Raw genomic sequence first — 11,998 nt, 5'->3', positions numbered from 1 at the left:
GTTCGACGCATACAGGGTCGGCAGCACGCGGACACGCGCCTTTTTGCCGGCGGCAGCGGCGGCCTCGAGCATCTTGATTTCGTCGGCGACCGTAAGCCCGTATCCGCTCTTCGCTTCGAGGAGGCGCGTGCGTTCGGAAGCGCGCTCGTCGAAGCGAAGAGCGGATACGGGCTTACGGTCGCCGACGAAATCAAGATGCTCGAGGCCGCCGCTGCCGCCGGCAAAAAGGCGCGTGTCCGCGTGCTGCCGACCCTGTATGCGTCGAACGCTTCCCCGCCGGACCAGACCGGAAGCGATGCCTGGGTGCGCGCGATCGCCGAAGATCTCATCCCGGAAGCCGCGACGAGGCGCCTTGCGCGAGCGGTGTGCGTTCGCGTGGGCGATTCCGGTTTCGCGCCCGATGATGTTCGCGCCATCGCGTCGGCCGCGCGCGCACACGACTTGCCGCTGCGGCTGCGCTTGTCCGCGGCCTCGCGCGAGAGCGTCGAGCTGGCGCTGGAACTTGGCGCCCACGCCATCGAGTTTGCCGGCGATCTGGCGAGCGCGGCGCCGTGCGCGGAATCGGTGATCGTTTCGCCGGTCGACCATTTTCTGCGCGGATATGAACGCGCCGATTTACGCGGGCTGATCGACGCGGGCGCGTGCCTGGCCCTTTCGACGGGAACGGAGCCGGGATTCGGGCGCGCGTGCAGCATGCCGTTCGCGATCGCGCTCGCTTGCAAGCGCCTTGGATTGTCGGTGGCGGAGTCGATCGTCGCCGCGACTTACGGCGCGGCGCGCGCGCTTGGCGTCGATGACGAATACGGAGCGATCGTGCCGGGGCGGCGCACGCCGCTTCTGGCGATCGACCTGCCGTCGTGGGAGGCTCTGCCCTACGCGATCGCGGACATTCCGCGCGCGCAGCTCATCGGCTGACGGTCGTCAAGCGCGCGGCGGCCGCCTCGTCGAGATACCAGAAAACCTCGCCGGCAAACGGATCGACAAGTCGCGCGGGAATCACGTCCGTCGGTTCGCGTCCTTCGATGGCGCGCCGCGCCATGTCCGCCTTGGCCGCGCCGGTGACCAAAAACCACACGTTGCGCGCCGCGTTAATGAGCGCGGGCGTGAACGTGACGCGCGGATGCGTTTTGATCGGCCCGGCAGCGACAAGCCGGTCCGCCGGGATCGCGCCGACCGCGCCGGGGAAGATCGACGCGGTATGGCCGTCGTCGCCAAGCCCCAGAAAAACAATGTCCAGGCGCGGCACGGCTTCGCCGCTTACGGCGCGCAGTGTTTCTTCATACGCACGCGCGGCCTCGTCGGGCCCGGCGTCGGCGCGATAGATCGGATGAATGTGAGCCCGGGGAATCGGTACGCGCGCCAGCAAGGTGCGCGCGGCAAGATCGTGATTGCTGTCCGGGTGATCGATCGGCACGTAGCGCTCGTCGCTCCAGAAAACGTGCGTCTCGTTCCAGGGGATCGCGTCGCCGGCATGCGCCGCGAGATGTTCGAAAAACGCGCCGGGCGTCGAACCGCCGGCCAGCGCGACAAGAAATTGGCCGCGCGCATCGACGGCCGCGCGCGCGATCGTGGCGAGGTCGCGCGTCATGCCCGTGAACAGAGCGGACCGGTCGGGCTCGATGACAAGATGCCGCGTCATGGCCGCCGCCACTTCCTCCTGTCCGCGGCCATCATTTCGATGGATTCAAGCGGTCCCCACGAGCCGGGATCGTAGGTCGGGATCTGCCGCTCGCGCGAAAGTTCCCACCCTTCGACGATGCGATCGACGAACTTCCAGGATTCGATGACGCCGTCGGTTCGCGGAAAGAGCGTCGAATCGCCGAGCACAACATCCAGCAGCAGGCGCTCATACGCCTCCGGCGCCTGATCGCCGTAGGCGGTGTAGTAGCGAAAGTCCATCGATTGCGTCCGCACATCCATCAGCATGCCGGGATGCTTGGTCGCGAACTTCAGACTGACGCCCTCGTCCGGCTGGATCCGCAGGATGAGTGAACTGGGCTCGAGCGGCTGCGGCAACACCTGGCGGAATAGCAAATGCGGCACCGCGCGATACTGGATCGCCACCTCGCTGACGCGCTTGGCCAGGTATTTTCCCGAGCGGATGTAGAACGGCACGTTCGCCCATCGCCAGTTCTCGATGAACAGCTTGATCGCGACGTACGTTTCCGTCGTGGAATCCGGATCGACGTGCTCCTCCTCGCGATACGCCTTCACCTCCCCGCCGCCCAAAAACCCGCGGCCGTATTGCGCGCGCACGACGTTGTCCCGCACGTCGGTCGCCTCGATCGGGCGGATGGAGCGCAGCACCTTCACCTTCTCGTCGCGGATCGCCTCGGCGTCGAAGGACGTCGGCGGCTCCATCGCGACCATCGCCATGAGCTGCAAAATATGATTTTGCACCATATCGCGGATAACACCCGCCTCCTCGTAATAGCGCCCGCGATCGCCGATGCCGCGATCCTCCGCGACGGTGATCTGCACATGGTCCACGTAGCGCCGGTTCCACGTCGGTTCGAACTGGCCGTTCGCGAAGCGCAGGACCATGATGTTCTGCACGGTTTCCTTTCCAAGATAGTGGTCGATGCGATAGACGCACGCCTCCGGAAAGTGCGTCAGGACGGTGTCGTTCAATTCGATGGCGCTCGCGAGGTCGCGCCCGAAGGGTTTTTCGATGACGACGCGCGGCCACTGATCCTTCTCGCGCCGGGTCAGGCCGGCGGCCGCGAGCTGCTCGATCGTCGTTGCGAACAGGCTCGGCGGGATCGCGAGATAAAAAATGTGATGGCGCGGGATGCCCTCTTTTTTCTCGAGCTTGTCGAGAAACGCGGCCAGTTTTTTGTAGGCATCGGGATCCTCGAAGTTCGTCGATCGATAGTGAAGACGCGCGAGAAAGCGATCGAGCTCGTCCTTGGTCGGTTTCTGGCGCGAGTATTCGGTCAACGCCTTGCGCATCATCTCGCGGAACTGGTCGTCGCTGCGTTCCGAGCCGGCGCAACCGACGATCGACGTTTCCGGCGGCAACATCTTCTCGCGTTCGATGAGATGGTAGAGCGCCGGCATGAGCTTGCGCTGGGCCAGATCGCCCGTCGCGCCGAGAATGACGAACGTGCAGGGCTCGGCCTTGACCTCGCGGCCTTCCGGCGTCGGGTAGACAAACGATTCGTCGGCGATGTTCGCGGATTCCTTTGCGCCCATCAGTCCTTCCTTTCGACGGTGTGGCCGCCAAACTCGCGGCGCAGGGCCGCGATGACCTTGCCCGCGAACGACTCGTCCTGCCTCGAACGCAGCCGCGCCAGGAGCGAAAACGTGATGACCGGCGCGGGCACGTCGATGTCGATGGCCTCCTGCACGGTCCATCGCCCCTCTCCCGAATCCGCAACGGCGTCGCCGATGTCCGAGAGCAATGCGTCGCGCCTGAACATGCTCTCGCACAATTCGAGCAGCCACGAGCGGACGACACTTCCACGATTCCACACGGCGGAAATCGCGTGCATGTCGAGATCGAAGCGAGACTTGTGCAGGATCTCGAAGCCCTCCGCGTACGCCTGCAACATTCCGTATTCGATGCCGTTGTGCACCATTTTCACGTAGTGCCCGCTGCCGGCGGCGCCGGTGTGAATGAAGCCATTTTCGGGAGCGAGCGTTTTGAACAACGGTTCAAGTCGCCCGAAGGCCTCGGCGTCGCCGCCGATCATCATGCAGTAACCGACCTCGAGACCCCAGATGCCGCCGGAAACGCCGGCGTCGACCAGGTGGATGCCGGAGGCCTTGAGCGATTCGTATCGGCGAAGCGTGTCGTGGAAATTGGAGTTGCCGCCGTCGACGATGATGTCGCCCGGGGAAAGCCGGGGCAAAAGCTCGTCGATGAGATCGTCGACCGGCTTTCCCGCCGGCACCATCAGCCAGACGGCGCGGGGCGCGGAAAGCTTCGACACGAGATCCGCAAGATCGCCCGCGCCCGCGGCGCCCGCCAATTCCGCGTCGCGGATCGCGTCCGCGTTGCGATCAAAAACAACGGCGCGGTGATCGCCGCGTCGCAGGCGGCGAACCATGTTGAGCCCCATGCGGCCAAGCCCGATGAAACCAATTTCCATAAATCATCTCCTCGGGTCGCGCGATTGGGATTCTATTTTCTCCGCTCGTCTATTCCGTTGCCGTGAGATATCCCCACTCGGCGCCCGCGATGCGATAGTCCGCAACGGCGCTTACAAGACGCGTTTTCGCCTGGATATACGTGAATTGCGCATCGAGCAGATCGAGGTTCGTCGCCGCGCCGATGGTCTGACGCGTTTCCACGACCTTCAGATTCTCCTCGGCGAAAGCGACTTCCTTGCGGGCGGCGCGCACGCGTTCCGTCGCGGCCTGGCGCGTCAGCGCCGCGGAGGCGGCACGCTGCAAGAATCCGCGGCGCAATTCCTCGGAACGCAGGCGCGCGGCGAGCACATTTTTTTGCGACTGCGCGATGCCGAACGCTCCCGCGCCGCTTTGGAAAAGCGGTATCTGAAGCGTCAGCATCGCCGTCCACTGCTCCTCCTCGTCGAGAGCCGGTGTGTCGTTGGGCGTCCAGCCGTAATCGAAAACGAAGTTCAGGCTCGGAAGGACGTCCGTCACCGCGAGGAATCGATCGCTCTTGGCGAGATTCACCGATTCGTCCGACGCCCGCAGCGCCGGATGCGCCGCGATGACGCTCATGTCGGGCAACGGCGCGAGCGTGGCGAACACCTCCTCTTCGATCGATGCGTCGATGGCGAGCTCCGGCAACTCCCACGCGCGGTCGAGTTCGACGCCCATCGCATAGTTGAGGTCAACCCGCGCGAGCCGCTCGGCGTTGCGCGCCTGCACCAGATCGCCTTCCGCCTGCGCGGCCTGGCTCTCCCAGCGCAACACCTCGGCGCGCGAAAGCTGCCCAACCTCAAAGCGCGCCTGTGTGAGCTTGAGCGTCTCGCCGGCGAGCGCTGAGGCCTCCTCGGCCGTTCGGACGAGCTGCTCCGCCTTTTGCGTTTCAAAATACGCCTGTCGCACGCGGCTTTCGATTTGCGCGCGCGCGTCGTCCGCGAGCGCGGCGCGGCGGCGCTTTTCCCGCGTGCCGGCCTGGATGCCCGCGATCTCCTTGCCGCCGTTGAACAGCGGCTGCTGAACCTGCACCGACGATGTGTACGTCGTCTCAAACGCGATCGGCTCGTATTCGTCCGGATCGCCGCCGAACGCCTCGATGAAATCGCGGTTCGCCTCGTCCTGTTGTTCGAGCGTGTCGAACGTGTCCGGATCGATGCGGCGCGCCGACGTGTTGAAGTAGACCTTCGGCCCGTATTGGCTGATCGCGCGCGCCTGTCCCCATTTCGCCGCGTCCGCCTCGCTTTCCGCCGCGCGCACGGTGCGATTTTCCGCAAGCGCGATCGCCACCGCCTCGTCGAGCGTCAAAACCGCCGCGTACGCGGGCGCGGCGGCGGCAAAAGCGGCAATGGCGGAAAGAACAACGTGAAGAGGAAAGCAACGACCCATGAAAACGCCCCGGGCGAGAAGTCCGTGCGAAATTTGCGGAATCGCACCCGTGGTGTCAATGAGCCGATCGCCGGCGGCCGATTTGGAATTTCCGATTGGCCCGGTTACACGGCAAAAGCGGTCAGAACAATCGCCGCGACGGCGGCGAGCGCCGCGGCGGTCGACGCGATCGCGAGCGTGCGCGCGAAATTCGGATGCCCCCACGTGCGCGGATTGCGTTTGGTGGCCGGTTCGGACAAGCCGAGGGGTACGGTGTAACGCAGCGTGATCTCGCCGATGCGAATGTAGTCGCCGTCGGAAAGCGTCATGCCGCGAATCTTGCCGCCGTTGACGAATGTTCCAGCGGCGCTGTCCGCGTCGTAGAGATAATGCCGGCCACGCCGGGTAACGATGCGCGCGTGTCGCTCCGATATTTCCCCGCCGCGCAGGAAGAGATCGCATCCGGGATGGCGACCGATGACGAATTCGCGCCGGGTCACCGCGAACGCGCCGCGTGGCCCCTGCCCCTTCACCACGCGCAGATGCGGCGTCTTGCACGCGGGCTCGAACAGCTCGCGGTTCATGCCGGGGGCGGTGGTTTCCGCCGAGGGCGCGGGCGGATCCGCGGGCATGATCGGCGTGTGTACGCGCGCCGAGCGCAACAATCCGGCGGTCGCCCATCGCGCCGACGGTTTGGGCCGGCGATCGACGACGAGCATGCGCTCGCCAAGCGCGATCATGTCGCCTTCGTGAACGACAAACGGCCCATGCACGCGGCGGCCGTTCACCCAGACGCCGTTTTCGCTTTCGCGATCGCGCACCGCAAGTCGTCCTTCGGCCTGCGAAAATTCGGCATGAAAACGCGAGACGCCCGGAGCGTCGATGACAATGTCGTTGCGGCCGTCGCGGCCGGCGGTCATCACCTCGCGCGTGAGCACGTATTCGGACTGAACGTCCTCGCTCCGCTCCCTGAGCACAAACGGTCCCGTCGCCATGTCGACCTCCCATCACACATAACGAAGCGCGTCCTCGCGCTCATCCGCGAACGCCTCGGCGTCCCGCGCGGCCCGGGCGAACAAGCCGTCCAGCGGCGCGCCGTCATCGATGGCGCGGCGCAGGCCGCCGTCCCCCCAAAGCAGGTCGATCGCCGGGCGATCGTCCACGAATTCGTACGTTTCCTTCCGCCAGTCGAACGCGTGCGGGAAGAGTTCCCGCACCGTCGCGATGAGACGGACGTACGCCGCGATCGCGTCGAATCGCCCGCGATCGGTGACGTGGACAAACACGCCGCCGCACACGTCGCCCGCGTGCTTCTGATACATCGGTCGAAAATGCGTCGGTCTGAAGCGAACTCCCGGCAGCGCGAAATCCCCCAGCCGGCGCGCGATCATTTCCGGTGAAACGGCCGGCGCGCCGGCCAGCTCGAACGGCGTCGTGGTGCCCCGCCCCTCCGAGAGCGTCGTTCCCTCGATCAGGCACGCGCCCGGATAGACGAACGCCGTTTCGACGGATGGCATGTTCGGCGACGGCGGAATCCACGGAAGGCCGGTGTCGTCAAACATCATCGCGCGCCGCCAGCCGCCCATCTCCACGACGCGCAAGTCCGCGTCGATGCCGTGCGTCCTGACGAGCCAACGCGCAACTTCGCCCGCGGTCAGGCCGTGGCGGATCGGCATCGGATAGCGGCCGACGAACGACCGGTAGCCCGCCTGGATTGTCGGCCCGGACACCACCAGCCCGCTGAGCGGATTTGGCCGGTCGAGCACGATCATCGTCTTTCCCGCTTCGGCACACGCCGTCATGGCGTAAGCGAGCGTCCAGATGAACGTGTAGTAGCGGCTGCCGACGTCCTGCACGTCGAACACGAGCGCGTCGACAAGCTCCATCGCGTCCGCGGGCGGCGCGAGCGAAGCCTCCGTTTCGCCGTACAGCGAAAAGACGGGGATGCCCTCCCAGACCCCGCCCGGCACGGCCTCCATGTCCTGCGCGGCGCCGAACAGGCCGTGCTCCGGCGCGAGGATCGCCGTCAGCCTCGGAGACTTCGACGCGGCCAGCGCGTGCACGACCGAGCGCATATCCGGCGTGAAGGATGTCTGATTGGCGATGAGCCCGACGCGCGCGGCGCCGGCGATGGCGGCGGGATCTTCGAGAAAGGCCTCGTTACCCAGCCGCACGCGCATCAGTGCACGAGCTCGCTCGGCGGCACCAGCCGGATGCCGGCCGCGGCCAGTTCGGGGAGTTTGGCGCGCAGCGCGCGCAGGGTGTTCTCGTGCGGGTGCCCGATGGCGATCGCCTCGCCCTGGCGTTTGGCGATTCCGGCGAGCACGTCGATCTGGTTCAAGATCGCCGGGTATTCCGGATTGTGATCGAGAAACACGTTGCGTACCGCCGACCGGATGCCCATGCGGCGTGCGACATCAAACGCGATGGAGCTGCCGGACGTTCGCGAGTCCACGAAATACAGCCCGCGCGCCTTCACGATCTGCAACACATCCGTCATCTTCTCCGCGTCGGAGGTGAATCGGCTGCCCATATGATTGTTTGTGCCCTTGGCGCCGGGGATGTCCTCGAGGTTCGCGACGGCCATCTGGCGAATGACGTCCGGCGTCATCTCCACGAAAAGCCCGCCCTTGCCCGGACGGATGCTGCGATCGAGCGGCTCCATCGGCATGTGCAGCATGATCTCGCGTCCGGCCGAAAGCGCCCGCCCCGCGAACGACTTCCCGTACGGTGAATACGGAAGGATCGAAAAGGTCAGCGGCGCGTCGAGCGCGAGAAGCTGATGCTCGTGGATTTCGCGGAAGCCGATGTCGTCGATGATGATCGCCACGCGCGGGGCTCCCTGGAATGGCTTTCGCGGAACGGCGTCGGCGAGCGGCGGCGGCACGTACATCGCCTCGGCGGTCTGATCGGTTTCCATGCCGACGCGCGTCAGGAAGACGCGGTGCGTATTGAGCCCTTCAACGTCGATATTGATCTGAAAGGTCTTCGAATCCACCTCGGCGCCGGAGACTTTCACCGCGTCGCCGAGCGGCGCGAGTTTTTCCGCGAACTTCTTTTCCGCCGCCACGACATCGAACGAGGCCGGCACCCACAATTCCCAGAAGGTGAACTCCCAGCGGCGGGCGCCCGCGTCGCGATCGACGACGTAGTTCGAGATAAAATTGACCTTGGAAAGCGCGAGATCGAAGAACGTGGAATAGGCCGCGCCTGTCGCCTTGACGACCTTGTCGCGGAAATCGAGCTGCTCGGGCGCCTCCTCGGGATTCCGAGCGGCCACATTTTCAGCGACCGAATCGAAAAAGTTGGAGACGATCAGAAGCGAAATCAGGAGGAAGACAAGAAACGCGAAGATGCCAAGGCCAAAGATCTGGCTCGAGGGCATGGCCGCGACGCGACGGCCGATCCGCTCGAGCGGCCCGCGCTTGCGCCCTCGGCTCCGCTGCCCCTGAGTATCCCGGTGATCGCTTTCGGGCGTCACGCCCCGCCCAACAGGGCGCTGTATTGCGGCCAGCTTTTCAAAATGGCGACGGCGACGTCGAGTTGCGGATCCTCGGATTCGTCCGCGGACGACGGCGGCTTCGGCAGCGTCTGCTGTTCGTCGAGCACCGACGGCGGCGGCGCGGTGCCGTTTTCTTCCTCGAGGTTCGGCAAGCGGTTGCGGTAGTCGCTCTCCCGGAACATCTCGTCGTCAAAATCCGGTTCCACATCGGCGGCCGGAGCGATGACGTAATGCGGCTCCACGCCCTTGGCCTGAATGTCGCGGCCCGACGGCGTGAAATACTTCGCGGTCGTCAGGCGCAGCGCCGTGTCCGAATCCAGCGGCAGGATCGTCTGCACGCTGCCTTTGCCGAACGTGCGACCGCCGATCAGGATCGCGCGGTGCTGATCCTTCAGCGCGCCGGCGACGATCTCGCTGGCCGACGCGGAGCCCGCGTTGATCAGCACCACCATCGGCCCCATCGAATACGTGCCGTTCGGCTTGGCGGCAAACGACATGTCCTGGCTCTCGATGCGGCCGTGCGTGTACACGATGAGCCCGTCGTCGAGAAATTCGTCCGCGACGTTCACCGCCTGGTCAAGAAGGCCGCCGGGGTTGTTGCGCAGATCGAGTACCAGACCCTTGATCGGCCCCTGCTCCGCGAGGCGCTCGATCGCCATGCGCAGGTGGTCGGTCGCGTTCGAGTTGAACTGCGTCAGACGCACGTACACATATCCCGGTTCCAGCATCTTGTCCTTCACGGTGACCACGTCGATGATCGCGCGCTCGAGCGTGACCTCGAACGGCTTATCCACGCCCTCGCGCCAGATGGTGACGGTGACGGTGGTTCCGGCATCGCCGCGCAACTTGTTCACGGCGTCCATGATCGTCATGCCCTTGGTGATTTCGCCTTCGATCTTCACGATGAGGTCGCCGGCCTTGATGCCGGCCCGGGCGGCGGGCGTGTCGTCGATGGGGCTGATGACGGCGATGTAGCCGTCCTTGAGCTGAATCTCGATGCCGAGACCCCCGAACTTTCCGGTGGTCTCCTCGGTCAGGTTGCTGAAGCTCTCGGGCGTGAGGAACGACGAGTGCGGATCCAGGCTCTCAAGCATGCCCGTGATTGCGCCGTACACAAGCTCCTTCACCGGCACGTCCTCGACATATTTCATCTCGACGACCGCAAGCGCGTGCGTAAAGAGGCGCAGCGCGTCGTGCGCCTCGGTCGAAAGATCGCCGACGGCGCGCGCGGCGGGCGCGATCGCGATGAGCCCCAGGATGACGACCGCGACGGCGAGAACCCACTGAATTCGTTTTTTCATTCAAAATATTCCGTATTTTTGCGTCCGCGAATCGCCGCGGCGCCATTTTCGGCACAAACCGACTGAGCTTTATAGCGCATTGACGGGCGGGTGTTAATCCGTTGGGAGCGGGGCTGAAAAATCAAAATCGCCCGCCGCTAAATTTTTCATCGGCGGGTGGTATCGTCAGAGTCAGGGATCCTGTCGTGCGGTCCAGGCGGCGTGCGATTCATGCCCAATTCGTAATTCGCCATTCCCCATTGGCGATCACTCCGTGCACCACGTCCCGGTCGGGTTCGACGTGAAGTCGGGCGCCATGAAGACGAAGTCCTGGACGACCGCGCCGCCGGGCGGAAGGAATGGAATGGATTCCTCGACGGCGCCGCCGTCGGCTTGCAGTGTTATGACGTAGTCGTCCGGAGTCACGTTGAAGGCAACGAACAACGGAATTTCGGGGTGCGTTCCTTCGCCGTCATACGGGCCTCCGGTGGTGATGTCGCTCTCCGTCGTCAGCACGAAATCGAGATTTTCATCCCATTGCAGGTACAGGATCGCCAGTGTCCCCGTGTCGAACGATGCCGCCGCGCAGCCGACCGGCTCATAGGCCGATCCGGCTCGTAGATCGCCGCGCCGACAACCTGTCCCTTGTACTCGTCGTCCGGCATGTCTCAAAGCCCCGGGATGTTATAATACGTTATCCCCCATGATGTTCCAACAACAACATGATTACCATCCGACGCAACAAAAGCGTCAGAGACGCCCGCCGCCGCGCAGTCAAGCCACTCGCGCTCCCAATTAATGCCATCGCTACTCATCACGCGCTCTGAACAATGATCGTATGTAACCTGATCGGTGCCGCTCGTATATATAATTACATTGTCTTCGGCGTCCAGGAAGATGTGACCTGCATTTGAGATTCCTATGGTTGGCTTTAGCGAAACAACATCCCATCCGCCGCTTCGATTCGTCGCATGATAAATGGATCGAACGGATCCCGTGTCGTCGTATATCGATACATGTGCATAACCTATGGAAGCTTCGCCACCGGCGCTACCGACATCGAGTATATAATCTTCGATCCACGTCCCGTTGTTTTTCGTAGCATGATAAAAACTTTTCTCGCGGCGAAACACAATGTGGACGTCACTGAATTCGGAAATCGCTATATCCGCACCATCAGTTGTTCCTGTTGCAATATCTTCCGTATGCCAAGCGCCGCCTATTTTTTCGCTAAATTGCAAGAGCGATATATTATCCGTCTTCAGCAATACGGGAGCGTCGTTCTGCAACAAAGCAATCTTCGCCGCAGCTCCGCCGGCAATGTTTTCGACTAGCCAGCTCGAATCATCTTTGTTGGCATATTTCTCTTGGCCTATGCTATGATCCCAAAACGCGATGTGCGGTCGATTCAAGGAGTCGATGGCGATGTCCGGGTAGTAGCCAACGTTTTTGCCCTCCGCGATGATTTCTTCATGCCATGGCCCGCCTGAGTTTGTCAGATAAATGAACGCGGGGCTCGGGCCACTTCGATAATAAACCGCATGAAGCGAGTCGTCGGGATCCAGGGCATAGGCGTCGTGGACGGCGGAAATAAGTCCGTCGTAAATCCTCGATGTAATCGCGTCGGTTCCGTTCGTGTAGAGCCAGTTCATCGACGACTGGTCATCCGACATCATCGTCGCGGCCGCGTATGTATTCGAGCAATATTTGGCCTTCGTCACCTGCCCGTCGTCAG

At 63.6% G+C, this 11,998-nt stretch carries 11 protein-coding genes; 1 reads left to right on the top strand and 10 read right to left on the bottom strand.

All coding sequences use genetic code 11. The features are described from left to right. Window positions 1–915 (top strand): amidohydrolase family protein (locus tag K8I61_05670; protein MBZ0271504.1); only part of this gene is annotated, 915 nt, incomplete at its 5' end. On the opposite strand, the gene pgl is transcribed toward K8I61_05670, so the two are convergent. The 10 genes from pgl to K8I61_05620 all read right to left on the bottom strand — a co-directional run. Next, the gene (gene pgl, locus K8I61_05665) at window positions 905–1,639 is read right to left on the bottom strand and encodes a 6-phosphogluconolactonase (protein MBZ0271503.1); all 735 of its coding nucleotides are present in this window, start codon (window positions 1,637–1,639) and stop codon (window positions 905–907) included. The two genes, K8I61_05670 and pgl, sit on opposite strands and share 11 nt — an antisense overlap. After that, the gene (gene zwf / locus K8I61_05660) at window positions 1,636–3,195 is read right to left on the bottom strand and encodes a glucose-6-phosphate dehydrogenase (GenBank protein ID MBZ0271502.1); all 1,560 of its coding nucleotides are present in this window, start codon (window positions 3,193–3,195) and stop codon (window positions 1,636–1,638) included. Before zwf ends, pgl begins: the two co-directional genes overlap by 4 nt. After that, window positions 3,195–4,094 (bottom strand): decarboxylating 6-phosphogluconate dehydrogenase, encoded by a 900-nt coding sequence (gene gnd / locus K8I61_05655; GenBank protein MBZ0271501.1) that lies wholly within the window; start codon window positions 4,092–4,094, stop codon window positions 3,195–3,197. The genes zwf and gnd overlap by 1 nt, the downstream gene beginning before the upstream one ends. A gap of 49 nt (window positions 4,095–4,143) precedes the next feature. Then, a complete protein-coding gene (locus K8I61_05650) occupies window positions 4,144–5,502 on the bottom strand; it encodes a TolC family protein (protein MBZ0271500.1) in 1,359 nt (452 codons plus the stop codon). A gap of 104 nt (window positions 5,503–5,606) precedes the next feature. After that, a complete protein-coding gene (locus K8I61_05645) occupies window positions 5,607–6,476 on the bottom strand; it encodes an FHA domain-containing protein (GenBank protein ID MBZ0271499.1) in 870 nt (289 codons plus the stop codon). A 12-nt stretch (window positions 6,477–6,488) separates the two neighbouring features. Further along, window positions 6,489–7,661, bottom strand: a complete 1,173-nt coding sequence (locus K8I61_05640) for a DUF1343 domain-containing protein (protein MBZ0271498.1) — start codon at window positions 7,659–7,661, stop codon at window positions 6,489–6,491. Further along, on the bottom strand, window positions 7,661–8,962 hold the full coding sequence (locus tag K8I61_05635; GenBank protein ID MBZ0271497.1) for a divergent polysaccharide deacetylase family protein: 1,302 nt from the start codon (window positions 8,960–8,962) through the stop codon (window positions 7,661–7,663). The genes K8I61_05640 and K8I61_05635 overlap by 1 nt, the downstream gene beginning before the upstream one ends. Continuing rightward, the gene (locus K8I61_05630; protein MBZ0271496.1) at window positions 8,959–10,284 is read right to left on the bottom strand and encodes a S41 family peptidase; all 1,326 of its coding nucleotides are present in this window, start codon (window positions 10,282–10,284) and stop codon (window positions 8,959–8,961) included. The genes K8I61_05635 and K8I61_05630 overlap by 4 nt, the downstream gene beginning before the upstream one ends. Window positions 10,285–10,530: 246 nt before the next feature. Further along, window positions 10,531–10,935 carry a hypothetical protein gene (locus K8I61_05625; GenBank protein MBZ0271495.1) on the bottom strand — a complete coding sequence of 135 codons (405 nt, stop codon included), beginning with the start codon at window positions 10,933–10,935 and terminating at the stop codon, window positions 10,531–10,533. Beyond that, a partial coding sequence (locus tag K8I61_05620) for a hypothetical protein (GenBank protein MBZ0271494.1) occupies window positions 10,932–11,998 on the bottom strand: 1,067 nt, incomplete at its 5' end. The genes K8I61_05625 and K8I61_05620, both read right to left, overlap by 4 nt.

Source organism: bacterium (genome assembly GCA_019912885.1).
Lineage (GTDB): Bacteria > Lernaellota > Lernaellaia > JACKCT01 > JACKCT01 > JAIOHV01.
Note: the sequence above shows the minus strand (reverse complement) of the source record. Positions and strands in the feature narration are given on the sequence as shown.

Coding starts and splice junctions, on each gene's coding strand:
- pgl (MBZ0271503.1), bottom strand. CDS start 1,639: ATGACGCGGCATCTTGTCATCGAGCCCGACCGGTCCGCTCTGTTCACG.
- zwf (MBZ0271502.1), bottom strand. CDS start 3,195: ATGGGCGCAAAGGAATCCGCGAACATCGCCGACGAATCGTTTGTCTAC.
- gnd (MBZ0271501.1), bottom strand. CDS start 4,094: ATGGAAATTGGTTTCATCGGGCTTGGCCGCATGGGGCTCAACATGGTT.
- K8I61_05650 (MBZ0271500.1), bottom strand. CDS start 5,502: ATGGGTCGTTGCTTTCCTCTTCACGTTGTTCTTTCCGCCATTGCCGCT.
- K8I61_05645 (MBZ0271499.1), bottom strand. CDS start 6,476: ATGGCGACGGGACCGTTTGTGCTCAGGGAGCGGAGCGAGGACGTTCAG.
- K8I61_05640 (MBZ0271498.1), bottom strand. CDS start 7,661: ATGCGCGTGCGGCTGGGTAACGAGGCCTTTCTCGAAGATCCCGCCGCC.
- K8I61_05630 (MBZ0271496.1), bottom strand. CDS start 10,284: ATGAAAAAACGAATTCAGTGGGTTCTCGCCGTCGCGGTCGTCATCCTG.